Raw genomic sequence first — 26,290 nt, forward strand, 5'->3', positions numbered from 1 at the left:
AATAATGAGAGCGTTTTTATAAATATAAATTAACATCTTACAATATATCCTGTCAATGTTTTAATTTTGTACTAAAATTTTTTGATATAACACTTAAAAGCAACAAAGAAAAATCTGCAAGATATCTTGCAGACTTAACTTATTTTTTACTTTTTAATTTTGAAATCAAGAGGCATACTAGCATGCCTAGGGAGGCAATAACCACTATTGCTCCACCTGGTTTTAGGTCAAAGTAGTAGGAGAGGATGACGCCACTTAGGGTGTAAAGGACTCCAAGAACCAGAGTATTAAGGAAGGTTGCCTTGTAGGATTTACTTATTAAGAGGGATGATGCCACAGGCAAAACTATAAGTGATGTTACCATGAGGGCCCCAATTATTTTGGCTGAAAGGGCAATTGTAAGAGCAGATAAAAGTGTGAATATTGAATTAATTCTTCTTACATTGACCCCGCTCATCTTAGCAAGTTGAGGATCAACTGCAATGGAGAGGAGACCAAAATAGTAAATCAATGAGATTGCCACAACAAGTATAAAGGTTATTAGGACTATTATAAGGTCGGCCCTTGATACTGATGCAATACTCCCAAAGAGATAGGCATCAAAGCTGCTTCCTCCTGGCGAAAAGTCTGACAAGAGGGCGGCAAGTCCCAGCCCCATTGATGTTATTATGGCAGTTGCCATGTCTCCAAATTGGGGGAACTTCTTCCTAATTTTTTCAATGGAGAAGGCCCCAATTACACAGGCAAAGATTGCACCAATTAGTGGATTAATGGAGAGGATTAGCCCTAGGGCAACTCCAGCCAGTGAAACGTGAGATAGGGCATCCCCCATCATAGAAGTCCCACGATTTACTATGACAATTCCAATTAAGGGAATAATTATAGAAATCATAAGGGAAACTAAGAGAGTCCTAATCATAAAGCTATACTGTAACAAGTTCAAGACCTCCTTTCTTTAATTCGTAAAACCTATCCATTTGCAAATTGTTTTTCACCCAATCTAGTTCGTGGGTTATTAAAATTATGGAAACGTCAAAGTTTGTGTTTAAGTCTTCAATAGTTTTAGCAAATTGCCTCTTTGAATTTTCGTCCACACCAGATGTTGGCTCGTCAAAAATTAAAATTTCTGGATTATTCATAAGGGCCCTTGTAATTACAACCCTTTGTCTCAATCCACCAGACAGGTCTCTTAGGGGATAGTCTGCGTATTTTTCAAGGTTCATCTTCTTTAAAAGTTCCATAGTTTTATCGTAGTGGATCTTTCTTGGAATCTTTATCATTCCCATACTTTCATAGAGTTGTAGAGTTACAAGTTCCTTTACAGAAATTGGGAAGGTATATAAATTTTCCTTTTGTGATTGGGGAACGTAGCCAATTTTTTTAAGTGAATTAATATTTAAGTCTTCTTCAAAAATTTTTATTTGGCCAGATTTTAATTTAAGTTCTCCAATAATTACTTTTATTAAAGTTGTCTTGCCAACTCCATTGCCACCAATTATAGTTATTTTCTCCTTGTTCATCAGGGTCAGGTTTAAGTCCCTAAGGACCGGATCCCTATCGTAGGCAAAGTTGGCATTTTTTATTTCAATAGCCTTCATAAGTCACCTCAATGATTCGTATATATTTTTCAAGTTGTATTCCATCATATCTATAAAATCTTCTCCAATATCTTTTTCAATATCCCTGTTAATGTATTCCATGGATATTAGGCCCCTTAGGTCAGCGTCAATTTCTTCTGCAATTATGTCAGATCCGTTTTTTGGCATCCCATATTCATAAAAAATTGTGTTGATATTCCTATCTCTTGCGTCGTCTATGGCTCTGGTAATCTTCTTTATACTTGGAGAATCTGTACTTGTGAGACCTTGGAGAGGATATTGGATGAGGTCAAAGTCCTTAGCTAGGTAGGCAAAGGCAAAGTGACTCACAATAAATTCCTTCCTCTCAGTTTCCTTAAAGAGGTCCCTGTACTTGTAGTCAAGTTCAGTTAGCTTTCTCAAGGTCTTGGAAGCATTCTTCCTGTAGAGGTTTTTATTTTCTGGATAGAGTTTGGACATCTTGTATTCAATATCATTTACATACCTCTTGGCATTTCTAATACTCATCCAAGAGTGAGGATCGTAGGTAATCTTGTCCTCGCTAGTAGTTGAGGTATCACGAAGGACATGGAGCTTCATGGGGTCGCCATGGGCATCAAGCATCTTATATGAAAGGAGGTCTGTGGAAATTCTGTCGCTAAACATAATCCACCTTCCCTTCTTAGGAAGTTTGTAATAAATTTCTCCATGCTCGTGGCCCATCTCAAGCTTGTAAGTCTTCCTGTCCTCAACCTTAATTAAAGATTTTTGCGGAACATCTTGGCCAGGGTCTTCCATGATCTTTCGTCCCATCTTAACAAGGTCCTTTTCAGAGTAGTCCTTGTCGCAATAGAGGAAGGCAACCCTCATGTTGTCTTCGTGGGTGTGACCAAAGTCAAAAGAGTAGGTTTTCTTGTCAAAGTCGCCAGCCACCATATATTGGAAGTCTCCAATGGCAGCAGCCCCCTTGTAGGAAATTAAGTTTACACCGCTGGCAAGATTTAGAATGTCCAAATTTGGAAGGGTACTTGCAATAGAGTCTGACCAGTGTTCCAAGTTTGCTCCATTTATAATTAACAAGTCAGAATTTGACAGGTCCCTTATACTTCTTGGGGTAGGCTCCCAGAGGTGGGGGTCCTGGTTTTTTGGCATTAGGATTCTCAAATCAACAGTGTCGCCAACTACGCTTCTAGTTAAGCTGTAGACAGGATAAAAGGAAGTGTAGACCACAGGTTTTGCCTCCTCCTTTTTTTCTGCCTTACAGGCAACTAGAGAAAAAGCCAAGAGAAATACAGTCATAATTTTTATTATTTTTGACATAAAGTCTCCTTTCTCTTAAAAAAATTTATCCCCGATGAAACATCGAGGATAGGAAAAATAGAAATATTATTCAGCAACTTCTTCATAAACTTGATCAATAGTTACTGTTGGACTAACAAAGGTTGGGTACCAGTCATCTTTTGCCAACATTTCTTCAGCACTTGCACCAACTCTTAGGTGGAAGTGTGGCATGTGATCTTCGCCGTGGACTGGCATTAATAAAATTGTTGGATATTTTCCATTAGAAGAAAACTCGTACCAATAAAGAGTTTTTCCACCGTGTTCCATTGGGTGTTTGTCTACAAGTTTGTAGTCAGCCTTGTCAATTTCGTCTCCTTCAGGTCCAGTTAAAAAAGTTATGCTATCTCCATCAACCTTTAGGGCTCCAAAGTCAACTGCAACGTGGTCGGCAAAATTCTTTTTAGCTTGATCTTCAGTAATATTGTCTCTCTTGGCAACTTCTTCGTAAGCTCCCTTTAGACCAGGATCATCAAGATAGTTGGCGATGTTATTCCATTCTCCGTCCCAGTCAGCAAGAGCAACTTCATCAGCAGCCTTGTCTTCATTCTTAGTTTCTACATTTTGTTCAACCTTAGCCTTATTTTCCACAGGCTCTTCCTTTGTATCTTCTTTGTTACAAGCAACAAGAAGAGTTGCAGATAGGGCTAATACGCCAAGTGACAGTCTAAATTTTTTATTCATAATTCCTCCTTAATATAAGTTGTGTAATATTTTGTGAAGAATTTAAAGAAATTAGTAAAGAGTTTTATTCTATGGAAGGATTACAAAATATTCGCAACATGTAAATGATTTGTATTATCATTTTATAAAACTAGTATAACAAGCATAAGATTTTTATTTTAAAGAATTTATTTAAATATATTTAATAAATGCGAAAGATTATTGTTTAGAAACTAAAAATTTTATTATAAAATTTATTAAATTTGCTTATAAAACTAATTTAAAATCAAAGCAAGCCCATGGAAGTCATAGAAAATAAAAGAATTTGAACCATAAGTTTCTTCCTTGAATAGAGTTGATGAAGGCTTTCAATTTATTTGTTAATTTTTGGGTAAATGTAAGCTAGGTGATAATATGAAAAATATTAAGGTTATTTATCTTGCAGGTGGATGCTTTTGGGGAACTGAAGGCTACTTCAAGAGATTAAGTGGAATAAAGAAAACAATTGTTGGTTACGCCAATGGACTTAGTGATGAAACAAATTATGAATCTGTGGCAAGGACTGACCACGCAGAGACTGTAAAAATTTATTATGATTTCTCTCGCATTTCTCTTACAGAAATCCTCCTCCACTATTTTAGGATTATTGATCCAAAGTCCATTAACAGGCAGGGCAATGATATTGGAAGACAGTATAGGACGGGGATTTATTGGGAAGAAGGCGACAGTGAGTCAGAAGAAATAGTAAGAGACTTCATGGCCTATGAAGAAGAAAAACTTGGCAAGTTAGCAGTGGAAGCTTCTGTCCTAAAAAACTTTGTAAAGGCAGAGGACTACCACCAAGACTATCTCGACAAGAATCCTATGGGCTATTGCCACGTCAACTTGAGTTTGGCAGAAGATCCAATAATTGATGATGACAGGGAATTTTTAAATAAGAGCAAGAGAGAAGAGCTTGACGACATTTCTTATGATGTCATGGCCAATTCTGGAACTGAAAGACCCTTCACAAGTGATTTAAATGATGAATACAGGAAGGGAATCTACGTTGACAAGCTTTCAAGAAAACCCCTCTTTGTTTCCTCAGACAAGTTTGATGCAGGTTGCGGCTGGCCGTCCTTCTCAAGACCTATAGTCTCAAACTATCTTGACGAAAAAGTGGACACTTCCTATGGGATGGTGAGGACGGAAGTGAGATCCAAGTCATCAGACTCCCACCTTGGCCACGTCTTTCCCGACGGACCAGCTGACATGGGTGGACTTAGGTATTGCATCAACGGTGCAGCTTTGGACTTCATTCCCTATGAAGACATGGATAAGGAAGGCTACTCCGACTACAAGATTTTTGTAAAATAAAATTTATAATTTAATAAAAATAAAATTTGAGGACCTAATTTAAGTTTGGGTCCCTTTTATTGTATAAACAATTTTTAATTAATAGAAAAATCAGAAGACTTATAAGAAATAGGATGAAACAGAAAAAATGATTTCCCAACAACAAGCTTAAAATATCAGCACTTCAATCTATTAAAATAGTAATTGAAAAAGATAATTTATTGTGATAATCTAATTAATAGGAAAACAATTCCAAATATAAAAAAGGAGGTGGAAAAGATGTTTTATTCAGAAGAAGTTTTGGAAAAAGCCTTAAGACTTGGTAGAAAATACCTACACGAAGGGGCTGTTGCAGATTACATTCCAGAGCTTGCTAGGGTAGATGCAAATAAAGTTGCTATTTCTACAATAGAAGATGGGAATATCTTAAGTGTCGGAGATTCTAAGGTTAGGTTTTCTATCCAGTCAATTATAAAGGTTATCCTTTATGCACTTGCCATGGAAAACTACAAGGTCTCAGAACTTAAGAAATATGTAGGCGTTAGGCCATCAGCTAAACCTTTTAACTCTGTAATCGAGCTTGAGCTTTCGGAAAAGAAGATACCAGTCAATCCCTTTATCAATGCTGGCGCAATTATTATAGTAGCTATTTTATATAATGTTTATAGAGAAAAAACCTTTGATGTAATACTTGAAAAGGCTAGCGAATTTTTAGGTGAAGAAGTTGATTACAGCAGGGAAATTGCCCAGTCAGAAAAGGAATCTTCCTTTACAAATAGGACCCTAATCTACTTGATGTTAGCTAAGGGAATTCTGCCAAGTGACACAAAAGTTGAAGAGGTATTGGATACATATTTTAAAGCCTGTTCAATTCTTGTAAACACAGAAAACTTGGCTCACATGTCCTATGTTATCTCAAATGATGGCGTGGACCTAGAAGGAAAAGAAGTGATAACTCCAAATGAAGCAAGAGTACTAAGATCTCTAATGGCAACTTGTGGTACCTATGACTACTCAGGTGACTTCGCCATAAGAGTTGGACTCCCTGCCAAATCAGGAGTTGGTGGCGGAATTGTAACTGCTTCCAAAAACAAAACAGGCCTTGCAGTCTATGCTCCAAGACTTGACACTCATGGTAACTCCTACTCTGGAGTTAGGATGTTAGAATATTTATCAAAAGAACTAGACTTATCGATTTATTAGAGGAGTAAAAAATGAGAGAATTATTATCAGCCGTCAACGGCGTCTTATATTATCCAATATTAATTATAGTATTACTTGCCTGTGGATTTTATTTCACATTTAGAACAAAATTTGTACAATTTTCATTATTTGGAGAAGCTTTTAGAGTTATTTCAGAAAAACCAGAAGGAGAAGACGATGTATCTTCCTTCCAAGCACTTATGGTATCAACAGCATCAAGAGTTGGTACAGGTAATATAGTTGGTGTTGCCAATGCAATTTGCCTTGGTGGACCTGGTGCAGTATTTTGGATGTGGATCATAGCACTAATTGGTAGTGCTTCGGCCTTTATCGAATCAACACTTGCACAAATTTATAAAAAAACGTGGTGATGACGGAGTATCCTATGGTGGACCTTCTTACTACATAGAAAATGCCATTGGATCAAGAGGACTTGGAGTTCTATTTGCAATAGCACTTATTGCAACTTATGCAGTTGGATTTAACATGCTTGCATCCTTTAACCTTCAAGACTCCTTTAGAGTTTATGATTTCTACGTACCAGGAAAAACTTCTTGGATTATAGGTGCAGTTCTTGCCATAGTAGCAGGTTATTGTATTCTTGGTGGTGGAAAGAGAATTATAAAATACACATCTTTACTAGTTCCAGTAATGGGTGTTATCTTTGTAGTTATGGCTCTTGTAATGATCATTATTAATATCAAAAATGTTCCAGCAATGTTTGGTATGATTTTTGAAGATGCTTTTAACTTTAAGGCAATATTTGGTGGAGTTGCAGGTTCAGCCCTAGTACAAGGTATTAAGAGAGGACTTTATTCCAACGAAGCTGGTATGGGTTCTGCTCCAAACGCAGCAGCATCAGCATCAGTTTCTCACCCTGTTAAACAAGGTTTAGTACAAATGATTTCTGTATTTCTTGATACAATTGTTATCTGTTCAGCAACAGCATTTATGTCACTTGCATCAGGCATTGCTCCAACAGAAGAATTAGCAGGAGCTCCATTTGTTCAAGCATCACTTTCAACAGTATTTGGAAAATATGGTAATTTATTTATCACAATTTCACTTGCCCTATTTGCCTTTACAACACTTCTTGGTAACCTATACTATGTTGACTCTTGTTTAACATATCTTAACAAGAAGATTCCTTCAAAGACATTTATGCTTTGCTACAGAATTATAGCAATCATCCTAATCTTTGTTGGAGCAGGAATTGAAATGTCACTTGCATGGGACATCGCTGACTTCTTAATGGGAGTTATGTGCTTAATCAACATTCCATCAATTATTATACTTGGCGGAACAGCACTTAAGGCTCTTGACGACTACAAGAAACAAAGAGCAGAAGGTAAGAACCCAGTATTCAAGGCAGATGCAGTTGGTATCAACACTTCAAAATTAGACTACTGGAAATAATAAAAGAATAATAGAATAATTTATTAATGGATCTAAGTTAGCTTAGGTCCATTTTTCTAATTATAAGGTTTTTTTATTATTGGAATTTATTTTGATTGATGTTTAAAAGTCTTTTATTTTTTTGTGAAAGGTTATAAGGATTTGAAGATGTGTAAAACATTAAAAATCCCACAAAAACCACCTATGCAACCAAAAGTTGCGGTCCATTTGCTTGTTAGACAAGGATATTTTTGTTATTATTTCATACATAAATGAATTTACAGATATAAAAAGCGAGTGAAAATTATGTATGGAGAAAAAATAAAAACTAAGAGGAGAGAATTAAATCTTTCCCAAGAAGATCTTGCCAATAAACTTTTTGTGACAAGACAGGCCATATCCAAGTGGGAAAATGACAAGGCCACACCAACGATGACTAACCTGAGGGAACTTTCTGAAGTCTTTGGAGTGGACATGGCTTATTTTATTGGCCAAGCTAATGGCGAAAAGAAAGTAGACAATAAAGAAGAAAAAGATGAAGTTGAAGAACAAAAGGAAGAGAAATTAAGCAAGAAAAGAATAATTGGTAGGGGACTTTGGGACATCTTTATCTATGCCTGTCTTTGTATCATAGGGATTTTCTTTTACTCAGTCTATTATTATCTATTCATGGAAAGACTTTTGGGGAAAGACCCAAGTCAGATACCCTACTTGATCCTAACTGTCTACATGATAGTGGCAGTGATATCCTTTCCCCAAGCCTATAAATTTGTGGAAGAAAAATTAGATGACTTGGAATACAACCTATTCTCGAAAGTAGTCCTTCCAGTTGTTTACATTATTTCGCCCATTATAGTCGCACATTATATAATAAAAAAGAAAAATTAAGTCCACCAAAGCCGGTGGACTTTTTGCTTGAAAAAAGAGATTAAGAACAATCTTAATCTCTTGATATATAGTTTATTGATGATTTTAATTAAATTAATGTGTATAGATAATAAAGTAAAACAATGCTAAGTCCATACATAGAAACATGAATTTCCTTAGCTTTTCCTGCAGCAACTTTTAATATTATATAAGATAAAACAGATATTGATAAACCACTTGCAATGTTATATGTGAATATAGTCATCGCAACTGCTAAAAATGCAGGAATTGATTCTGTTGGATCATCATAATTAATGTTTTTCATTGAACTCAACATTTGAATTCCAATCATAGCTAAAACAGGACCAGTTGCAACAGCTGGAATCATTAAAGCAATTGGAGTTAATAAAAGTGTTAGTGCGAAAAATACAGATGTAAATATTGCTGTTAAACCTGTTCGTCCACCTTCTTCAACACCACTGGCAGATTCAAGATAAGTTGTCATTACTGGCATACAGAAGAAGCTGCCGATTAGAGTAGATAATGAATCTACTTTAAAACATTTTTCTATTTCAGGCATATTTCCGTTTTCGTCTAACCAATTTGCTCTATTTGCTATACCTAAGATAATTCCCATTGTCCCGAAAAAGTCAGGAACAAAGAATGTAAAAATCCATGGTAAGTATTCTGGCTTTAAAGCGCCAAGTATATCTATTCTAAATATTGTTTCAGAAGAGAACTGAGGAATTTGTATTAGTCTATCAGGAACAGTTGTTACTCCTAAAGGAATACCTATTAAAGTTACAATTAGTATAGATAGAATCATACTGCCTCTGATTTTTCTTGCTTCGAAAATAAGTATTAAAATAAATCCTATTAAAAATAATAAAACGTTGATGGATGTTAAATCTCCAAAAGTAAGAGTATTTGATTGAGCGTTTGCAACAATTACTCCACTACTCTTAAATCCGATAAGGGCAATGAATAAACCAATTCCTGCACTGATGGAAATTTTAACACTAGCTGGAATTGCCTTGACAACAATTTCTCTTAATCCAACGAAAGATATAATTACAAATATTAAACCACTTAAAAATACTAGACCAAAAGCCACTTCAACGGGCATGTCAGTTTCAGAAAGAGTTGTACCGATAATTACAACACTACTCATACCAGGTGCAAGAGCAAAAGGTCTATTAGTGTACAATGCCATGGCCACACTACAAATAATTATAAATAAAATCAACACTGTTAATAATGGTGCCGGATTAAGGCCAGCTCCAGATAACAAATTTGGTATTGTAGCTAAAACGTATGACATTGTAGCGAAAGTAGTAAGGCCGGCTAGTAGTTCTGTTTTGAAATCCGTTGAATTCTCTCTTAATTTAAAATAACTATCTAAATTTGTATCATATTTAGACATAACAAACCTCCTTTACCAGATAATCACAATAAACTATATAAATTAAATTATATCAGACGTGTCCTCTCTGTTAAAGACTCATTAATATTCTAAAATACTGAAGAGCATTTTTGGGAAATAAAAAATAGTCCTGAAGCTCTTTATATGTTAAAATATGAATCATGGAGGTGTTTACATGGATACCAGTCGACCCTGGAAAATATGTACATGCCTAAGCGATAAAGAAAATCTTGTGAGTAATAGCTAGATAATTTAGTTTTCATAAATCTTTATCGCTAGGCAGCGAATTTTTATGCAAAATTTATTTGTTTGCAAAAAATAGGAGGATTTATGAACAACTTAGATAGAGAAAAATTAAAGAACTTGCAAGAAAAGATCAACAGGATGGACCCTGTTGATATAGCAGAGAACTTAGAAGAACTATCCAAAGAAGATGTGGCAATTTGGATAAAACTCCTAAAAAAGGACCTTTTGGCAGACGCCTTTTCTCTCTTGCCAAGAGATAAGAAGATTGAAATGATAGGTTCCCTTTCTGAAGACAGGATTATGAGTCTTATGAAGGAACTTGAAGAAGACGAGGTAGTAGATACCTTGCAAGAGCTTCCTGCCAATATGGTGAGAAAGCTCATGTACCAATACATCGAAGAGGATAGAAGACCAATTATAAACGAACTTCTAGGCTTTCCTAAGGAGTCCGTTGGTTCCATTATGTCCGTTGGTTTTATCTTTGTTAAATCAACAGCTACGCCAACACAGGCTCTAGAGAAAATTATCCACTCAGACCTAGATGCAGACAGGCTAGAACAAGTTTGGGTTACAAACGAATCCTTACTTCTGATAGGTTATGTAAACCTAGCCGACCTTCTTCGTAATAGGGACAAAAAAATCGAAGAATTTATGCACCAAATCAATGCCAGCGTCTATGCAACAGATGACCAAGAAGTTGTTGCTAAGTTAGCCTTCAAGTACGACTTATCAGAAATTCCTGTAACAGATTCTGAAGGTAGACTTGTGGGTATCGTCCCAGCAGAATGGGCCATCGACGTTATGCACGAAGAGTATGAAGAAGACTTGGGTAACATCCACGGTATTAGCGAGTCATCACCAGAGCACTATTGGGACAAGTCAGTCCTAAGACTTGCCAAAGACAGGACAATGTGGCTTATAATTTGTCTTGTTACAGCAACTTTTACAAGTTTTATAATAAAAAGATATGAGACCCTCTTGGCATCATCAGTTGCTCTTGCAGCCTATATCCCAATGCTAATGGACTCAGGTGGAAACGCAGGTACACAATCATCAACAACAGTAATCCGTGGAATCTACACAGGAGAAATTGAATTCAAAGAATTTGTACAAGTTATGTTTAAGGAACTCCGCATTGGATTAATAGTTGGAGCTGTCCTTGTGGCAGTAAATATAGTTAGGATGTCTATCCTCGACAGTGTTAGCATTGGAGTAACCCTAACAGTTTCAGTCACACTTCTTACAACAATAGTCCTATCAAAAATGATTGGTGGTATCCTTCCTCTAATTGCAGAAAAAATAAAGGTGGACCCAACAATAATGGCGGGACCACTTATCACAACAATAGTAGATACTTTGGTATTATTTGTATATTTCGAAGTGGCAACACTTTTAATTGGGGTTTAATTTAATAGAAAATTTGAAGAAGCACAGGCTTCTTCTTTTTTTGCTTGATTTTAGGTTTCTAAATAGAAAATAATTCTATTTTTTCCCTTAGTAAGATTGAGCTTGGAGATGAAAATTATAAATAGTTGAAAAAAATTATAAAAAAGGAGAAGGTCTTGTGCAGTTACCACAAAGCCTTCTCTTTTATTTATTCCAATTATTTACAAAGTCCTCAAAGCTTTCTCTGTCCTTGGATATTTCTTCTATGCTTGTATTTTTTTCTTCTAAGATTTCTTCTATTTCTTTTCTGTAGAAGATGAAGATTTTATCCTTCAGCTCCTTATTTTTTTCTTCTTCAAAGTCCCTGCCACTTTCTACATAATAAATCCTATCTAGGTTTTTTATAAGGGCGAAAGTCTCTATGGCATTTATAAAAAGGTCTTCTCTATTTATGTTAGATGTGTCCTTTACAAAAATTTTAAGCCCGTAGGGTGACTTGCTTGAAAGTATTTCAATAGCGCCCACCTCGAAGCCCTTTGGGTAGTCTTGTCTCGACACAATTTGTGAGACACTTGAGTTGTCGCCAACGAAGTCTGTCTTGTAATTGTATAGACTATCTATCCTTCTATTTTGGCAGCCGCAAAGGACAAGTACTAGGCCCAAGAATATATAAAGTTTTTTCAAACACATCACCTCTTTCATAGATTATATCAAAAAAATAAAAAGTCACTAGGACTTTTTAAATTCTTTTATTTACATTATTGTTCTAAAAAATATTCCAAAAATCAAAAAGATTAAAAATAATAAGGTAAATTTGTAGTTCACTATTTTTCCTTTCGTGACTTTATTTTAGCATTTGGCTTAACTCATTGATGAGAGTTAGGTTAGTTACATCGTATAAAAGCGGGCTTACTGTTGCATAGCCTTGGCCCAAGAAGTGGATGTCTGAATCCTTTTCGTTGTTGTCCTTTGGGAAGCCTTTAAGCCTCATGTTGTAGCCTTCTCCTTCTTCTGAAATGTCGTAGATTGACATTACGTCGGCTCCAACCTTGCAAACTTCTACTCCCTTTAGTTCTTCGTAGTCAAGGTAAGGTACGTTTATATTTAGGACTTGAAGTCTCTTTAGGTCGTCAAGTTTGTTAAAGACTTCTACTGCAACTCTTGCTGCTGTTTCGAACTTTGAGTGGCCCTTTACCCATTGAGATGAAACTGCAATGGCAGGTATGTTAAATAAGTTTGCTTCAATTGCTGCTGAAACTGTGCCTGAATAGAGGACATTTGTCGCTGCGTTAAAGCCGGAGTTTATACCTGAGAAGCAGAAGTCAAACTTTTCATCTAGTAGGTGGACTGCTGCTCTCACACAGTCAGCTGGTGTCCCATATACGCAAAGGCTCTTCACATCTCCAAGGCCTTCTAGTTTTGTTTCTTGAACCATTAGTGGGCTCTTAAAGGTAATGGCGTGTGATTTGCCAGAGTTTTCAACATTTGGCGCAGCGATAGTAACCTTGTGGCCTTCCTTTATTAGGGCCTTGGCAAGGACTTCTATGCCTTCTGCATTTATTCCGTCATCATTTGTAAGTAATATGTTCAAATTATTCCTCCCTTATTTAAAGTTCAAAGACTTTTGATGGGTCTGACCTTGGAGCCACATCGATAGTGTAGTCTGTGTTTTCTTTTTTGTGTTCTGATGCAAGCAAGTCATTTATTGTCCTTAGGGCCAGGTCTGGCAGATTGTTGTCAGAAGACAAGTGACCTAGGATAACTTGTTCTTGTTTCTTTTTTAAAATCATTGCAAGAACTTCGCCTGCATTTTCATTTGAGAGGTGGCCCTTGGTAGAAAGGATCCTCTGCTTAGTTGGATAGGGGTAAGTCCCATTTATTAGCATGTCGACGTCGTGGTTGGACTCTAGGTAAATTAAGTCTGACCCATCCATTTTTTCCATGGCATCTTGATTGACCCAACCTGTATCTGTCAAGAGGGAAAGTTTCTTATCTCCCTTAACTACAAAGCCACAGCCACTTGCACAGTCGTGGAAGGTGGATATGGGCAGGATGTCTAGGTCCTTAAAGCTGAAGCCCTTGCCATTCTCAAAGATAAAAGTATTCTTTGGGTCTAGCTTCTTAACAGTGGGAAGCATGGCATCAAGGGTCATCATGTTGGAGAAGACCTTTAGGTTGTGTCTTCTCGATAGGACTCCAACTCCTTTGACGTGGTCTATGTGTTCATGAGTCACGAAGACTGCGTCAAGCTCTGATGGATTTACGCCTATCTTTTCTAAGTTCTCTTCAATTTTTTTGCCAGAAAGTCCGGCATCTATAATAATTTTTGTATCTTTATATTCAATGTATTGGCAGTTGCCACTTGAGCCACTTGCCAAAGAGCAAAATTTCATAAAAACCTCCACACATATTCTAACATAGGGATTTGAAATTGTTAAGCTTAGGAGTCTTTAGTAGTTTGATAGAACTGTGTATTCCCCGTCAGAAAACTTGACCTTCCAACCAGGTATGGCACGACCATTTACTGCACGAGTTATGTCTTCGATATAGCCCTGGTCTTCTGGGTTGAAGTAGAAGCAGGGGATGATTTTTTCGATTGTCTTGTTGTAGTACTCTGTCTTATTTAATAGAGAGAGAAGGGCCCTAGGAGCAGGAGATAAAAATATCTTTTGGTCTGACTTGTCAAGGACATTGAGCCAAAGCCTATCCATAGACATTACTCCCCTCTCGTCAATAATGAAGTTGGTGTAGGAGGACTCAACTGGAATATTTTCAAAGATCTTGGTGTAGTTTAAAAAGTACTTGCCATCTTGCTCTTTGTAATAACTTAGGTAGATGTCTCTTGTGTCGTACTTCTTGTCCAATAAAAACTTAGTAGCAATTTTTTGTGCCTCATCTAGGTTTTTAATATTGTATTTCTTATCTTCTTTTCTGTTTTCGTAGTAGACCCTGCGACCATTGACAAGGTTTATATACTCGTCATTGAGTGAGATCTCTGCTAGGTCTGTGCTTGGCCTTTCAACTGTGCCCTTGCCGTCAAAGTACCTGTTCTTTATGTCTTCTTCTGATGATGTCTCAAAGGAAACCAAGACTGAGGGAAGTTTTTTTCTCCTTCTTGGTATTTTTGTATCTAAGATAATATTTTTTTCTTTTAAAAGACCAGTGACCTCTTTTACAAAGTCAATTCTTGTGGACTCGTCCCTCATCTTAAAATTTTTGTAGTTGCTATAGCCAAAGAGGCCCACATTGGCAACTATAAGGGCGATTATTAAGATTTTTTTAATTTTTTTCCAATCCATACTATCTCACCATCATCAAACTTCCGTCTTCAACATCAAAATAGTAGACGCTGCCCATGTAGGACATTTCATAAACAAGGCTAGGTTCCTCTGCCTGAGAACTACTGGAAATTAAATAGACAAGACTTAGGTTATCTATGGAAGATAAGATGTCCATTACAGGTTTGTAGTCAAAAGTCTCCTTGTTCTTTTTTAAAATCTTATGGATTCCCTCTATGTTAATTTTTTCCTTTTTATAAATTGGGTTGTCGTCCTTACGGATGTAGTATTCCCTATAATTTTTTACAAACTCAGAGTAGACGTCAATCTCTATAAAGCTGTGGTCCTTAGATGGAAGGACTAGGGGAATTTGCCCGTCTTTTAAGTTGAAGAAGAACCTGTAACCCAAATTGTCGTTGTAGTCGCAGGGCTCGATCTTCTCGAGATAAATCCCAGAGCTTATCCCAGTCTTTTGGGCGATAAATTCCACGGCCCTATCGAGAGACTTGTTGAGATCACGAGACTTGACATCAAAGAGAGACTCTAGGGAGTATTCAATAATCCCGTCACTTGATAAAGACAAGTATTCATTTTCATAGACATAGGTATTCTTACCATCTACAGACATTTCCCTGATGTAGTCAATGGGGATCCCCAAAAATCTTTCGGCCAAGTTGGACTTCATGCTCTCTTCCAAGTTGCTTAGACCAGAGACATAGGCAACCTTCTGTAGGGAGATGTAGTCTTCGTCGGGAATGTAAATATCCTTTTTTATCCCGTAGGCCTCGTAAAAGTTGACAGCCCTTATGCCCTTGGATTTGACTTCCTTTAAGATTTCTCCTATATCAAAGTCCACCTTTATATCCACAAGCTTGTAAAAGTTTTTGCTGCCAGAAATATAGATTTCTCCAAGATTTGAAATGTAAATGGAGTCCACACTTAGGTTGATGTCGTTGGAGTTTCTTTTGTCTCCAATTAGGTTCACAAAAACAGAACCTGAAAGGGGAGAATTAAATTTAAAAACTAGGGACTCCTGCCTTTGGAGGTTTAAATATTCTTCTGTATCAATGAGTTTTAAGTTTTCTGAATTTGCCTTTTGAAGCTTCTCAGAAATATTTTCTCCCGTCATCTTCCAATAGGGTCCAAGATCTGTTGTCATGTAGTGGTCCCTGTCCCCAAAGTTTGCAATTAATCTTTGAGGAGTAAGAATCTCTTGCAAGAACTCATCTACTTCACCAATCTTCGCCTGGTCTTCGGACTTTGTGTCAAAGGAGAGCCAGAGGTTCTTGGACTGGAAGACCAAGAGGATCACTAGGCCTATTAAGATGAAGGTAGATGTTGGCTTAGGCAATTTCTTCATCATTGTCATCACCTTCACTTGCCTTAAAGAGGAGGGTAACAATAGTTCCCTCGCCAAATACAGAATCAATCTTTAGGCTTCCACCAAAGGATTTTATCATCTCGCTGGCAATGGAAAGGCCAAGACCTGTTCCACCCATTTGCCTGCTCCTGCCCTTTTCAACCCTGTAAAATCTTTCGGATATCCTTGGCAGGTCTTCCTTAGGGATACCAATTCCATTGTCTTCCACCTTGATTTCCACAAGGTCACCCACGTTTGTAGCATCAATTACAATTTTTCCATTTTCAGGAGTGTACTTGCAGGCATTGGAAATAATATTTGTAAGGATTTGGTCAGCGCCATTTCTTTCGGCGTAAATGTCCTTTATATCCATATCAATATTTAATTCAATCTTGTGATTTTTTTGAACTATTAAGATTGATTGAGACTCAATTGCTTCAGCAATAAACTCATAAGTGTCAATAGATTCCAGGCTAACATTGTCCTTGTTGTAGTCGATGTTAGAAAGATATAAGAGGTCTGTCACAATCCTAGACATCCTGGAGTTTTCCCTGTCAATAACCTTTAAAAAGTTTCTTTGTGAATCCTTGTCAAGGTCGCTGTCAAGGAGGGTTTCTGTGTAGGACTTAATAGTTGTAATAGGAGTCTTTAACTCATGAGATACATTGGCAACAAATTCTTTACGCATAATATCTAGCATGTGCTCCTTGTCCACGTCTTGCAAAACAATAATAAGGCCTGAATTTATAAGGGCATCAGACTTGTAGGGGGCGTACTTGATCTTATAGAAGGAGTTGGCAATTTTTGTCAGCTCTTCCCCCCTAAGACTCTCTTCATTTTTGTAGTCAATATTATTAAGGTTAATGGACTTTAAGTTTATAACCCTATAAAAGTCCTTTTCTGAAATATTTAAAATCTTCTTGGCAATGGAGTTTGCGTGGATTAACCTGTTGTTTCTGTCAATGGCAATTACACCTTCAGCCATGTAGTTAAAAATTGTGTCGAGCTTTGACCTCTCAAGGTCCATCTTCTCTATGGACTCACGCAGCTCCTTGGTTAAGAAGTTAAACATCATACCAAGTTCTCCAATCTCATCCTTGCTCTTGACCTCAATACTTTGGTTAAAATTACCCTTGGCAAGGGCCTTGGCTTTCTTAGTTAAGGCACGAATAGGTCCAGTGATGGAATTGGCGATAAAATAACCAAGTATAGAAGTTGTGATAAGGGAGATCAAGGTTGCATAAGTAATAATAACCTTGGAGTCGTCTATTACAGAATAGATTGAGTTAAGGTTTCTCGTCATATAAATAATTGCAAGGATACTTCCGTCGCCAGATAGGATAGGTCTTGCAATGTGTTTTTCCACGTCTTTCTGGTTTTCGTATTCCACAATTTTTTCCCTGGTCTTGCCAGAAGCTGCGTCCATTACAAGTTTTGGTTCAATAAATTTTACTGAGTAAGCATCTTCTGACTCCTTTGGAGAAATATTTTCTGTACTGGCGAGAATCTTTGGAGCCTTATCTGGTGAGATAATATAGGCAGATTCTTCACTGGAAATACCCCAGTCTTTAAGCGTTGCGTCAAGCTGGGGTAGTGTTTCATAATTATTATCTTTAAAAAATGCCGATGTAGTTGTAGCAAGTGTGTCCATGGTCCTAACCATAGAGGAAGTTGCAGTTTCTATCTGCACATTTTCCAGCCTATCGATGATAAAGGTAGATGCGATAAACATGGAAATAAGAACTAGGACTACATAAATCAAAATAAATCTAGACTTAATAGAGTGGTTCATTAGGACTCACCATTGTCTGATGCAAAGAAATAGCCAACTCCTCTTTTAGTCTTGATGTACTTAAAGCCCTTCTTATCATCTTCGATTTTTTCACGGAGTCTTCTAACAGTGACATCAACTGTTCTTATGTCGCCATAGTATTCATACTCCCAAACTTCTTCAAGAAGCTCTTCTCTTGAGAAGACCCTGCCAGGGTAGGAAGCCAAGAACTTTAGGAGTTCAAACTCACGAAGGGTAAGCTCAATCACTTCGTCGCCTCTTATGACTTGGTACTTGCTAAGGTCAATTTCAAGATCCATAACTTTTAAAATTGAAGGATCGTCATTCTTGTCTGGGCTATCAAACCTTCTTAATACTGCCTTAACTCTTGCAAGGAGCTCCCTCATTGAGAAGGGTTTTACAACGTAGTCGTCTGCCCCAAGCTCAAGCCCCAAGACCTTGTCAACTTCATCTTCTCTAGCCGTAAGCATAATCACAGGCACGTCAGATGTTTTTCTTATTTCCCTAAGGGCCTCAAATCCGTTTAACTTTGGCATCATTATGTCAAGAATTATAAGGTCGTAATTATTTTCTTCTGCAAGGGCAATGGCTTCTTTTCCATTGCAACCTGTCTCAACAATATAGCCTTCCTTTTCAAAATTAAATTTAATAATATCAGATATTGCAGATTCGTCGTCTACAACAAGTATTTTCTCTTCCATTTAAAATCATCCTCTTTGTTAACTATTCAGTATCAACCCTGGTAAAAATTTCATCATTTCCCTTTTCAGAATAAAGGATAAGAAGGGTTTTAGTATCAAGTATTCCATCGATTTTTAAAATCATATCATAAAACCTTGTTAAGTCTGAAGTATTTATAGTTTTAATCCTTAACATTATACAGTGCTCGCCTGTAACCCTGTAGCATTCAAAGATTTTAAATTTCTCGTCCTTAATCTCCATAATTTTTGAGATAAGTCCCTTGAAATCATTGGTGTTGACCTTACAGAGGACATAGGTGTCCACGTTGTAGCCAATCTTTTGCCAGTCCACAAGGACCTTATAGCCCTTGATGTAGCCAGCGTCTTCCATCTTATATATTCTTCTATGGATAGCAGGTCTTGTTAGATTTAATTTTTTTGAAATATCTTCGTGGCTCATGCGTCCATTTTTTCTCAAGAGCTCAAGGATTTCAACATCAATTTCATCTAAATTGTCATTTTTTCTCATAAAAAATCTCCCCTGTTACGAATTGTACAAATTTATTTATTAAGTGTAATTTTATTTTAACATAAATCATAAGAAATGAAATAAATTTAAACATTGTAAATAGAAAAAGTTATCTTTATGATAAGAAGATAAAAATTTTTATTAAAATGTGAAAATCTTATACTTCTTTATAGACTTCTTAAAATAGTATATAATAATCAAAGGAGGCTCTTATGGAAAATAATCCAAAGCTTAGTTTTAGAAAGATGAACTTAAGAGATGTTTTTACTTTTAGAAATTGGGGCCGCAATGATTCGCCCCTCTTCTTGGAGTATAATTTTATAGAAGAGTCTGAAGAAGATATAATAAAATGGTTTAAATGGAAGACTAAAAGGCCTCTCTCAGAGTATTTTGTAATAGAAAGTGATGAAAGAATAATTGGTTACTTGTCACTAAAAAATATAAATAAAATTTTGAAGAAGGCAGAGCTTGGTGTGGTCTTAGACCCCAACTACATAAATCAGGGGATTGGCAAAAAGATTCTTGGCCTTTTTTTGACTTATTTAAAGGACAGGGGCTTTAAAAAAATAATTTTATTTGTTGCAGACTACAACAAGAGGGCAAGAAAAGTTTATGAAGAGCTTGGCTTTAAAAAATCTTACAGTTTTCTCATGAAGTTTCCCAATGGGTCTTATGATGAAAGCATACCTGACTTCTACGAGAACAAGTCTTCCTTTAAGATTATTTTAAACAGGACCTTTAACTACGCAATAAAGATGGACATAGACTTGGAAAGAGATTGGTGAAATATGTTTTTACTTGAAAAAAATAAATACGACCTTGGAGAGACTTCCATAGAGAATATCTTTTTAAATGATTTTATGCCAGGAGCCAATGGCGAATTTGTAAAAGTTTATCTCTTGGGTTACAAGTTTGCCAAGGAAGGGAAAACTGGCATTACTAGCGAAAATCTTGCCGACTATCTTGGAATCCTTGAGTCCGATGTCAATAGGGCCTGGGCCTATTGGAAGAAGATGGGCATAGTTGAGATAGAAGATGACAAGGTTAAGTTTGTAAACCTAAAGGAACTTTATATCAAGAATGTCTACAACTTAAAATCAGAAGAAAAGAAAAAGGACAAGGGTTATTCAGAAGTTGTTGAAAACCCAACCTATGCCAACCTTCTTACAAGGGCAGAGTTCCTCATGAGAGAGCCTATTGCTCCCATGAAGAAGATTGACATAATAAATTGGATTACGGCCTACAATATGCCAGCCGACTTAATAGAAGAAGCCTTTTTCTATACAACAGAGATCAAGGGGATTTACAACATTTCTTATGTGGAACAAGTTGTGAGAAACTGGTCCAGAGACAATATTAGGACCATGGAAGAAGTTGAGCAGTCTTACATTGAGCACGACATAAAATATTATAGGTACAAAAAAATAATGAGATACATTGGAGTGGACAAGAAGTTTAGTCAAGTTGACTTTAACATTATTAATTCTTGGTTTGATGAATTTAAATTCTCAAAGGACTTGATTTTAGAAGCTTGCAAGAGGACTTCAAAGATTTCCAAGCCCAATGTCAATTATGTTGATGCCATCCTTATGAAATGGAAAGAATTAGATATTAAGTCTCCAGAAGATGTTGAGGAAAAGGACCAAAAGAAAAGGAAGAGAAAGCCCACAGCCTTTCACAACTTTAAGCAAATAACAGATAATTATTCAGAAGACGACCTCTTTGATGTTGCTATGAAAAAGCAAAGAGAGGGTTTTAAAAAGCTAGGTGTTGATTATGGAACTGACGGCAAAGATAAGTAATTATTATGAAAACTTGAGGAGAAAAAATTCTGAAATCCATGAGAAAAGACTAGAGGAAATTTACAAAAAAATTCCTGAAGTTAGGCAAATTGATGGCCTAATAAGGGACATTGCCCTAAGGGCATCTATGGACCAGATTAAAAATCCCAATGCAGACAAGTCTCTTGAGGCATCAGAAAAGATATATAACTTAAAAATAAAAAAGATGGACTTTTTGGAAAAGAATGGCTATCCAAGGGATTATCTTGAAGAAATTTATTCTTGCAAGGACTGTCACGACACAGGCATAAATGAAGATGACGAGAAGTGTCACTGCTTGAAGAAGTTAATTGTCTCAGAGCTTTATGACATGTCCTCAATTTCCTATATGCTTGATAGGGAGAACTTTGACAAGTTTGACTTAAATGTCTTTTCTGAAAAAGTTTATGAAAAATATGATATGTCGCCAAGAGAAAACATGAAAAACATCTTGGCAATTTCTAAAAAATATATTAGGGACTTCGATGAAAAGAATGATTTAAACCTACTTCTTTGGGGTCAAACGGGCCAAGGCAAGACTTTTTTATTGAACTGCATTGCGGCTGAACTTATAAAAAAAGACGTCATTGTAATTTATCAGACAGCCTATGAGATTCTAAAGACCATAGAGGACAGGAAGTTTAAAAATATTGATGACGACAAGTACAATCTTTATTTTGAGGCAGACCTCTTAATAGTGGATGATTTGGGGATTGAGTTTGTAAATTCTTTTACAGCCTCAGAGATTTTTAATATTATAAATACGAGACTTTTGCGTGGCAAGAAGACATTAATTTCTACTAACTTGTCACCAAAGGAATTGTCAGAAACCTACACTGACAGGGTATTTTCAAGAGTTTTTCAAAAATTTGTCCCAATTAAATTTTTTGGGCCAGACTTAAGATGGCAATGAGATAGATGGATTGAAGGGAGAAAACATGAAATTATCAAAGAGAATTCAAAATGTTGAATATTCAGCAGTTAGAAAGTTGACACCTTATGCAGATGCTGCAAAGGCAAGGGGAATAAAGATTTACGAATTAAATATTGGGGCGCCAGACATTGAGGTCCCAGATGTTTATTTTGATTCCTTTAAAAATGTTAAGAAGGGACCACTTCCTTATGCCCATGCCCAAGGACTTGTAGAGCTTAGGGAGGCGACTGCAAAATATTATAAAAACAGGGGAATAAATTTTGATGCCAAGGACATCTACATCACAAATGGTGCTAGTGAGGCCCTCTTGTTTACCTTCCAAACAATTTGTGACGAAGGTGACGAGGTCCTAACAACTGACCCTTTCTATACAAATTACATGACAGTTTTTGAGCAACTTGGTATTGAACTTGAAGCCTTTAAGACTGATCCAAAAGAAGGTTTTGCCCTTCCAGAAATTGGAGAAATTGAAAAGCATATTAATAACAAGACTGTAGCAATTTTGCTTTCAAACCCAACTAACCCAACGGGAGCTCTTTACTCTGAAGAAGAGATTATGAGGATAGTTGAACTTGCAAAAAAACACGACCTATATATTGTTGCTGACGAAGTTTATAGGGAGTTTGTTTACGATGGCAATGCTTATAAGTCCTTTGGAGAAGTTCGTGGAATAGAAGAAAATCTAATTTTACTTGACTCCATATCCAAGAGATTTGGAGCTTGTGGGGCAAGAATTGGTTCCATTGCAACAAAAAATGATGAAATCAAGGATGCTATAAATAGACTTTGCAACTGCAGACTTGCATCACCAACTCTTGAACAAAGAGCAGCGGCAGAATTATATGGAATAGACAAATCCTACTTCGAAGAAGTTAACAAGGAATACCAAAAAAGACGTGACGTAATCTACGAAGAGCTTATAAAAATTCCTGGAGTAACTGTGGAAAAACCAAAGGGAGCCTTTTATGTTATGCCTAAGCTTCCTGTTGACGACACAGAAAAATTTGCAATTTGGCTAATTGAGAACTTCCAAATTGATGGAGAAACTCTTATGTTTGCACCGGCTGCAGGTTTCTTCAAGAACAAGGAAGAGGGAAGGCAAATGGTTAGACTTGCCTTTGTCCTAAATGTAGACGACATAAGAAAGAGTATGAGAATTTTAAGAGAGGGCATGGAAGCCTATGCGAGGGAAAATGAATAGGGATAAGATTTTAAAGATTTTAGAGAAAATAATAATATTTTTAGTTACCCTTATAATGATTTCTGTCCTCGCCAATAACTATATAAGAGTAAGTCAGGGAGCCATAAATGATGGGCTTAGGATGGCACAAATTGTTTTATCAATTGCCATAGTTATCCTTACTTTAATTATGGCTGGCCTTACAAAGAACAAGAAGCTTTTCTTTGTCCTAGTTGGATTTTATATTTTGACTGGAGCCCTCTTCTATATATTTAAATCGGCAAACAGAATTTAAAAAATGAAATTATTTTTCACTTTAACAAGATAAAAATGTTATAATCACATTAAGAGGGGACTGCCTTTTGGCAGTTCCTTTTTGTAATTAGAATACCCCCGGTTGGACCGGGGGTTCAATTTAGCTTTAGCGATGAATAACAAAAAATAAAAAGACCTCCGTGTTAAAATAAATTTGTGGTTTACCAGAACACAAAAATAACAGGAGGTTTTTTATGAATTTAAATCATACACATAGTTTATCACACACAAAATGGAATTGTAAATACCATGTAGTGTTCGCTCCAAAATATAGAAGGAAAGTATTTTACGGAAGTAAAAGATTGGAAATAGGTGCAATATTAAGAGAGCTTTGCAACTGGAAGGGTGTTAACATAATAGAAGCAGAAGTTTGTCCAGATCATGTACACATGTTGCTAGAGATACCACCAAAATTGAGTGTGTCTAGTTTTATGGGATTTTTAAAAGGGAAAAGCAGCATAATGATATATGACAAATGGGGTAGCTTAAAATACAAATATAGGGGAAGGCAATTTTGGTGCAGAGGATACTATGTAGATACAGCAGGCAAAAATACAAAAGCAATAAAAGAGTATATTCACAACCAACTTAAAGAAGATGAATTAAGTGGTCAGATAACCATGGACAATACAGACCCCTTTAGGGGTTAGCAAGTAGAGATTGCAAGTGGTAAACCACAAGCGTCCTTGAGGCGCAGCTAGTAAAAAAGGTCCTTTGGACCGCAAAAGCAAAACCACCGGCTACGCCGGTGGATTTTTTATTAAAAATAGATTTTTCAAATTAGAAAGAGGAGAATTTATGAATCTATTATTAATAACAGTGATTCTTTTATTGGCTATGATTGCCACAAAAATATCCAACAAGTCGGGTCTTCCTGCCCTACTACTTTTCTTGGCATTGGGAGTTATCTTCTCAGCCTTGGGATATGATTTTAACAATTATAGGATTGCAGAAAATATTGCCACAATAGCCCTTATGATAATAATTTTTTATGGGGGTTTTGGTACCAATTGGAATATGGGACGTGAGAGGGCAAGGGAGTCAATTATACTTGCAAGCCTTGGAGTCCTTGCAACTGCAATTATAACAGGAGTCTTTTGCCACTATGTCTTGAAGTTTGGCTTCTTAGAGTCCATGTTACTGGGTTCAGTTGTGGCATCAACAGACTACGCATCTGTATCAAATATACTTGTATCTAAAAACCTAAACTTAAAATACAAGACGGCATCCCTATTAGAAATCGAAAGTGGATCCAACGACCCCACAGCCTACACAATGACTATGGTTTTCTTATCCATGCTACTTGGCAGCGACCTTTCAGTTCCAATGATGGTATTAAAGCAAGTTGTCTTTGGACTTGCTGGTGGTTTCCTATTGGGCTTTGTATTTATGAAACTTATAGAAAAATTATCTCTTGACGAAGATGGACTTTTTTCAGTTTTTATAGCCACACTTATGATAGGGACTTATGCCCTAACTCAAACACTTGGAGGAAATGGATTCTTGGCCCTTTACGTTCTTGGAATTTACATTGGTAACCACGAATTTAAGAAAAAGAGAGACGTTGTATTCTTCTTTGACGGCCTTTCAACAATTTTTCAAATTGCCATGTTCTTCCTATTGGGACTATTATCAGATATCCACTTAATTGGCCAGGCCCTTCCTATTGGTTTTATACTTGCAATCTTTATGCTAATAGTGGCAAGACCACTTTCAGTATTTGGACTTATGGCACCCTTTAAGCTTAAGAAGAACCAACTTACAATAATTTCCTTGGCAGGACTAAGGGGAGCAGCTGCCATTGCCTTTGCCATAATGGTGGTAAACAGTGGGGTAAACTTATCTATAGACATCTTCCACATAGTTTTTGTAATTTGTATTTTTTCACTTCTTATCCAAGGAACAGCCCTTCCCTTTGCGACTAAGAAGGTGGACATGTATGATCCAGACGACTCAGTCCTAAGGACCTTTAATTATTATTCAGACAAGACAGATATTGGATTTATCAAGACCCAGGTTACAAAAATATCGCCTTGGGTAAATAAAAAAATATCAGACATTGAACTTGCCTTTAACGTCATAATTGCAAAAATAGAAAGAGACAATAAGAGTATAGTCCCTAGAGGTAACACCTACCTAAGAGATGGAGATATACTTGTCCTTGGAGGAGAAACTTACTTTGACTACACAGGAGAAGACCTTCTTGAGATAAAAATTTCCGAAACTCATGATTGGGCAGGCAAGAGGGTGAAGGACCTCCACATAAGAAAAGATGAACTTATAATTATGGTCCAAAGACCAGGTGGAGAGATAATTGTCCCAAGGGGAGATACCCTTCTAAATCCGGGCGACAGGGCAATAATCTCTAGGGAGATAAATGAAATAGAAGATCCGGCTAAGTAAAAGAATTTATAAAGGAGAAAATATGTCACGAGAAAAAGAACTTAGAGAAGCGAGAGAAAGCTTATTAGACCTTAAGGATGAAATCGACAAGACAATTAAACTCACAGAAAGTGCATCAAGGTGGGGAATCTTTGACCTTTTTGCAGACTCTGGAATAGTTGGCATGGTAAAGAGGGGCAAGATAAAAGATATCAACAGAGGCCTTGACCGTGTGAGAGAAAAATTATTAGTGGCAAAAAATGAATTAAATGATATTAGGATTGATCTTGATGATGAAATTTCTGATTCGACTTATGATTTTTTTGTAGATGTAATTTTTGACAACATCTTTACAGACCTTCGTGTAAACAGGGAAATAAAAGAAATCAGAGGAAATCTAGAAGACTTATCTGACAGGGTTGACGAACTTCTAAATAAAATTAATTAAAAAAGTCTTGACAGGTAAAATTAATGATGCTAACATTATAGAAAATTTAAACCATTTGAAGAGAAGAGTAATCCATCTTGGAATTTTACAGAGAAGCCCGTTTTGCTGAGAGGGTCAAAGGAAGATGTGGATGAACATG

The 26,290-nt window shown here is 36.5% G+C and carries 25 protein-coding genes, 1 pseudogene and 1 other annotated feature (1 of these 27 cut by a window edge); of the genes and pseudogenes, 13 read left to right on the top strand and 13 right to left on the bottom strand.

Features of this window, described 5'->3' with window-relative positions:
* Nucleotides 1-139: 139 nt before the first annotated feature.
* The 4 genes from DRZ96_RS04025 to DRZ96_RS04040 form a co-directional block, all read right to left on the bottom strand.
* Nucleotides 140-937 (bottom strand): metal ABC transporter permease, encoded by a 798-nt coding sequence (locus tag DRZ96_RS04025; RefSeq protein ID WP_112889663.1) that lies wholly within the window; start codon nucleotides 935-937, stop codon nucleotides 140-142.
* Nucleotides 924-1,598: a metal ABC transporter ATP-binding protein gene (locus DRZ96_RS04030; RefSeq protein ID WP_112889664.1), complete on the bottom strand. Its 675-nt coding sequence runs from the start codon at nucleotides 1,596-1,598 to the stop codon at nucleotides 924-926. The genes DRZ96_RS04025 and DRZ96_RS04030 overlap by 14 nt, the downstream gene beginning before the upstream one ends.
* A 3-nt stretch (nucleotides 1,599-1,601) precedes the next feature.
* A complete protein-coding gene (locus tag DRZ96_RS04035) occupies nucleotides 1,602-2,897 on the bottom strand; it encodes a metal ABC transporter substrate-binding protein (protein WP_112889665.1) in 1,296 nt (431 codons plus the stop codon).
* Nucleotides 2,898-2,963: 66 nt separating this feature from the next.
* On the bottom strand, nucleotides 2,964-3,599 hold the full coding sequence (locus DRZ96_RS04040; protein ID WP_112889666.1) for a ZinT/AdcA family metal-binding protein: 636 nt from the start codon (nucleotides 3,597-3,599) through the stop codon (nucleotides 2,964-2,966).
* A gap of 393 nt (nucleotides 3,600-3,992) precedes the next feature.
* On the opposite strand from DRZ96_RS04040, the gene msrB reads away from it, so the two are divergent.
* The 4 genes and pseudogenes from msrB to DRZ96_RS04060 all read left to right on the top strand — a co-directional run bounded on the left by msrB (nucleotide 3,993) and on the right by DRZ96_RS04060 (nucleotide 8,399).
* Nucleotides 3,993-4,934, top strand: a complete 942-nt coding sequence (msrB, locus tag DRZ96_RS04045) for a peptide-methionine (R)-S-oxide reductase MsrB (protein WP_112889667.1) — start codon at nucleotides 3,993-3,995, stop codon at nucleotides 4,932-4,934.
* 258 nt (nucleotides 4,935-5,192) lie between these two features.
* Nucleotides 5,193-6,116, top strand: coding sequence for a glutaminase A (gene glsA / locus DRZ96_RS04050; protein WP_112889668.1), 924 nt, complete (start codon nucleotides 5,193-5,195; stop codon nucleotides 6,114-6,116).
* A gap of 11 nt (nucleotides 6,117-6,127) precedes the next feature.
* Nucleotides 6,128-7,532, top strand: a pseudogene (locus DRZ96_RS04055) (alanine/glycine:cation symporter family protein).
* 285 nt (nucleotides 7,533-7,817) lie between these two features.
* The gene (locus DRZ96_RS04060; protein WP_172605458.1) at nucleotides 7,818-8,399 is read left to right on the top strand and encodes a helix-turn-helix domain-containing protein; all 582 of its coding nucleotides are present in this window, start codon (nucleotides 7,818-7,820) and stop codon (nucleotides 8,397-8,399) included.
* A gap of 88 nt (nucleotides 8,400-8,487) precedes the next feature.
* On the opposite strand, the gene DRZ96_RS04065 is transcribed toward DRZ96_RS04060, so the two are convergent.
* Complete coding sequence (locus DRZ96_RS04065; protein WP_112889670.1) at nucleotides 8,488-9,801, bottom strand: NCS2 family permease; 1,314 nt, start codon at nucleotides 9,799-9,801, stop codon at nucleotides 8,488-8,490.
* A 330-nt stretch (nucleotides 9,802-10,131) separates the two neighbouring features.
* On the opposite strand from DRZ96_RS04065, the gene mgtE reads away from it, so the two are divergent.
* On the top strand, nucleotides 10,132-11,454 hold the full coding sequence (gene mgtE / locus DRZ96_RS04070; RefSeq protein ID WP_112889671.1) for a magnesium transporter: 1,323 nt from the start codon (nucleotides 10,132-10,134) through the stop codon (nucleotides 11,452-11,454).
* A gap of 183 nt (nucleotides 11,455-11,637) precedes the next feature.
* On the opposite strand, the gene DRZ96_RS04075 is transcribed toward mgtE, so the two are convergent.
* From DRZ96_RS04075 to DRZ96_RS04110, 8 genes are all read right to left on the bottom strand, one after another.
* Complete coding sequence (locus DRZ96_RS04075; RefSeq protein ID WP_112889672.1) at nucleotides 11,638-12,117, bottom strand: DUF4825 domain-containing protein; 480 nt, start codon at nucleotides 12,115-12,117, stop codon at nucleotides 11,638-11,640.
* A 160-nt stretch (nucleotides 12,118-12,277) separates the two neighbouring features.
* A complete protein-coding gene (gene surE / locus DRZ96_RS04080) occupies nucleotides 12,278-13,024 on the bottom strand; it encodes a 5'/3'-nucleotidase SurE (protein WP_112889673.1) in 747 nt (248 codons plus the stop codon).
* A gap of 16 nt (nucleotides 13,025-13,040) precedes the next feature.
* The gene (locus DRZ96_RS04085) at nucleotides 13,041-13,826 is read right to left on the bottom strand and encodes an MBL fold metallo-hydrolase (protein WP_112889674.1); all 786 of its coding nucleotides are present in this window, start codon (nucleotides 13,824-13,826) and stop codon (nucleotides 13,041-13,043) included.
* 57 nt (nucleotides 13,827-13,883) lie between these two features.
* Nucleotides 13,884-14,732, bottom strand: coding sequence for a hypothetical protein (locus DRZ96_RS04090; protein WP_112889675.1), 849 nt, complete (start codon nucleotides 14,730-14,732; stop codon nucleotides 13,884-13,886).
* 1 nt (nucleotide 14,733) lies between these two features.
* A complete protein-coding gene (locus DRZ96_RS04095; protein ID WP_112889676.1) occupies nucleotides 14,734-16,074 on the bottom strand; it encodes a hypothetical protein in 1,341 nt (446 codons plus the stop codon).
* The gene (locus DRZ96_RS04100; protein ID WP_112889677.1) at nucleotides 16,055-17,863 is read right to left on the bottom strand and encodes a HAMP domain-containing sensor histidine kinase; all 1,809 of its coding nucleotides are present in this window, start codon (nucleotides 17,861-17,863) and stop codon (nucleotides 16,055-16,057) included. Before DRZ96_RS04100 ends, DRZ96_RS04095 begins: the two co-directional genes overlap by 20 nt.
* Nucleotides 17,863-18,564 carry a response regulator transcription factor gene (locus DRZ96_RS04105; RefSeq protein ID WP_070701555.1) on the bottom strand — a complete coding sequence of 234 codons (702 nt, stop codon included), beginning with the start codon at nucleotides 18,562-18,564 and terminating at the stop codon, nucleotides 17,863-17,865. The genes DRZ96_RS04100 and DRZ96_RS04105 overlap by 1 nt, the downstream gene beginning before the upstream one ends.
* A 22-nt stretch (nucleotides 18,565-18,586) precedes the next feature.
* A complete protein-coding gene (locus DRZ96_RS04110) occupies nucleotides 18,587-19,072 on the bottom strand; it encodes an Lrp/AsnC family transcriptional regulator (protein ID WP_070701557.1) in 486 nt (161 codons plus the stop codon).
* 212 nt (nucleotides 19,073-19,284) lie between these two features.
* Here DRZ96_RS04110 and DRZ96_RS04115 point away from each other — a divergent pair, with 212 nt between their 5' ends.
* From DRZ96_RS04115 to DRZ96_RS04150, 8 genes are all read left to right on the top strand, one after another.
* Nucleotides 19,285-19,857 carry a GNAT family N-acetyltransferase gene (locus DRZ96_RS04115; protein WP_112889678.1) on the top strand — a complete coding sequence of 191 codons (573 nt, stop codon included), beginning with the start codon at nucleotides 19,285-19,287 and terminating at the stop codon, nucleotides 19,855-19,857.
* A gap of 3 nt (nucleotides 19,858-19,860) precedes the next feature.
* Nucleotides 19,861-20,874 carry a DnaD domain protein gene (locus DRZ96_RS04120; protein ID WP_112889679.1) on the top strand — a complete coding sequence of 338 codons (1,014 nt, stop codon included), beginning with the start codon at nucleotides 19,861-19,863 and terminating at the stop codon, nucleotides 20,872-20,874.
* Nucleotides 20,849-21,805: an ATP-binding protein gene (locus tag DRZ96_RS04125; RefSeq protein ID WP_112889680.1), complete on the top strand. Its 957-nt coding sequence runs from the start codon at nucleotides 20,849-20,851 to the stop codon at nucleotides 21,803-21,805. Before DRZ96_RS04120 ends, DRZ96_RS04125 begins: the two co-directional genes overlap by 26 nt.
* 25 nt (nucleotides 21,806-21,830) lie before the next feature.
* Nucleotides 21,831-23,027 (top strand): pyridoxal phosphate-dependent aminotransferase, encoded by a 1,197-nt coding sequence (locus tag DRZ96_RS04130; protein ID WP_112889681.1) that lies wholly within the window; start codon nucleotides 21,831-21,833, stop codon nucleotides 23,025-23,027.
* Nucleotides 23,020-23,301 (top strand): hypothetical protein, encoded by a 282-nt coding sequence (locus tag DRZ96_RS04135; RefSeq protein WP_112889682.1) that lies wholly within the window; start codon nucleotides 23,020-23,022, stop codon nucleotides 23,299-23,301. The genes DRZ96_RS04130 and DRZ96_RS04135 overlap by 8 nt, the downstream gene beginning before the upstream one ends.
* Before the next feature lie 214 nt (nucleotides 23,302-23,515).
* On the top strand, nucleotides 23,516-23,971 hold the full coding sequence (gene tnpA / locus DRZ96_RS04140; RefSeq protein ID WP_112889683.1) for an IS200/IS605 family transposase: 456 nt from the start codon (nucleotides 23,516-23,518) through the stop codon (nucleotides 23,969-23,971).
* Nucleotides 23,972-24,119: 148 nt separating this feature from the next.
* Nucleotides 24,120-25,724 (top strand): potassium/proton antiporter, encoded by a 1,605-nt coding sequence (locus DRZ96_RS04145; RefSeq protein ID WP_112889684.1) that lies wholly within the window; start codon nucleotides 24,120-24,122, stop codon nucleotides 25,722-25,724.
* A gap of 22 nt (nucleotides 25,725-25,746) precedes the next feature.
* Entirely contained in the window at nucleotides 25,747-26,151 is a 405-nt protein-coding gene (locus DRZ96_RS04150; RefSeq protein ID WP_112889685.1) for a hypothetical protein, read from the top strand.
* Between the two features lie 46 nt (nucleotides 26,152-26,197).
* Nucleotides 26,198-26,290, top strand: a binding site (T-box leader) (it continues 130 nt past the right edge of the window).

Source organism: Peptoniphilus harei (assembly GCF_900454685.1).
Classification (GTDB): domain Bacteria; phylum Bacillota; class Clostridia; order Tissierellales; family Peptoniphilaceae; genus Peptoniphilus_A; species Peptoniphilus_A harei.

Coding starts and splice junctions, on each gene's coding strand:
- DRZ96_RS04150 (WP_112889685.1), top strand. CDS start 25,747: ATGTCACGAGAAAAAGAACTTAGAGAAGCGAGAGAAAGCTTATTAGAC.
- DRZ96_RS04115 (WP_112889678.1), top strand. CDS start 19,285: ATGGAAAATAATCCAAAGCTTAGTTTTAGAAAGATGAACTTAAGAGAT.
- mgtE (WP_112889671.1), top strand. CDS start 10,132: ATGAACAACTTAGATAGAGAAAAATTAAAGAACTTGCAAGAAAAGATC.
- DRZ96_RS04120 (WP_112889679.1), top strand. CDS start 19,861: ATGTTTTTACTTGAAAAAAATAAATACGACCTTGGAGAGACTTCCATA.
- msrB (WP_112889667.1), top strand. CDS start 3,993: ATGAAAAATATTAAGGTTATTTATCTTGCAGGTGGATGCTTTTGGGGA.
- DRZ96_RS04085 (WP_112889674.1), bottom strand. CDS start 13,826: ATGAAATTTTGCTCTTTGGCAAGTGGCTCAAGTGGCAACTGCCAATAC.
- DRZ96_RS04130 (WP_112889681.1), top strand. CDS start 21,831: ATGAAATTATCAAAGAGAATTCAAAATGTTGAATATTCAGCAGTTAGA.
- DRZ96_RS04145 (WP_112889684.1), top strand. CDS start 24,120: ATGAATCTATTATTAATAACAGTGATTCTTTTATTGGCTATGATTGCC.
- DRZ96_RS04125 (WP_112889680.1), top strand. CDS start 20,849: ATGGAACTGACGGCAAAGATAAGTAATTATTATGAAAACTTGAGGAGA.
- DRZ96_RS04100 (WP_112889677.1), bottom strand. CDS start 17,863: ATGAACCACTCTATTAAGTCTAGATTTATTTTGATTTATGTAGTCCTA.
- DRZ96_RS04095 (WP_112889676.1), bottom strand. CDS start 16,074: ATGATGAAGAAATTGCCTAAGCCAACATCTACCTTCATCTTAATAGGC.
- DRZ96_RS04035 (WP_112889665.1), bottom strand. CDS start 2,897: ATGTCAAAAATAATAAAAATTATGACTGTATTTCTCTTGGCTTTTTCT.
- DRZ96_RS04040 (WP_112889666.1), bottom strand. CDS start 3,599: ATGAATAAAAAATTTAGACTGTCACTTGGCGTATTAGCCCTATCTGCA.
- DRZ96_RS04135 (WP_112889682.1), top strand. CDS start 23,020: ATGAATAGGGATAAGATTTTAAAGATTTTAGAGAAAATAATAATATTT.
- glsA (WP_112889668.1), top strand. CDS start 5,193: ATGTTTTATTCAGAAGAAGTTTTGGAAAAAGCCTTAAGACTTGGTAGA.
- DRZ96_RS04090 (WP_112889675.1), bottom strand. CDS start 14,732: ATGGATTGGAAAAAAATTAAAAAAATCTTAATAATCGCCCTTATAGTT.
- DRZ96_RS04030 (WP_112889664.1), bottom strand. CDS start 1,598: ATGAAGGCTATTGAAATAAAAAATGCCAACTTTGCCTACGATAGGGAT.
- DRZ96_RS04105 (WP_070701555.1), bottom strand. CDS start 18,564: ATGGAAGAGAAAATACTTGTTGTAGACGACGAATCTGCAATATCTGAT.
- DRZ96_RS04110 (WP_070701557.1), bottom strand. CDS start 19,072: ATGAGAAAAAATGACAATTTAGATGAAATTGATGTTGAAATCCTTGAG.
- tnpA (WP_112889683.1), top strand. CDS start 23,516: ATGAATTTAAATCATACACATAGTTTATCACACACAAAATGGAATTGT.
- DRZ96_RS04060 (WP_172605458.1), top strand. CDS start 7,818: ATGTATGGAGAAAAAATAAAAACTAAGAGGAGAGAATTAAATCTTTCC.
- DRZ96_RS04065 (WP_112889670.1), bottom strand. CDS start 9,801: ATGTCTAAATATGATACAAATTTAGATAGTTATTTTAAATTAAGAGAG.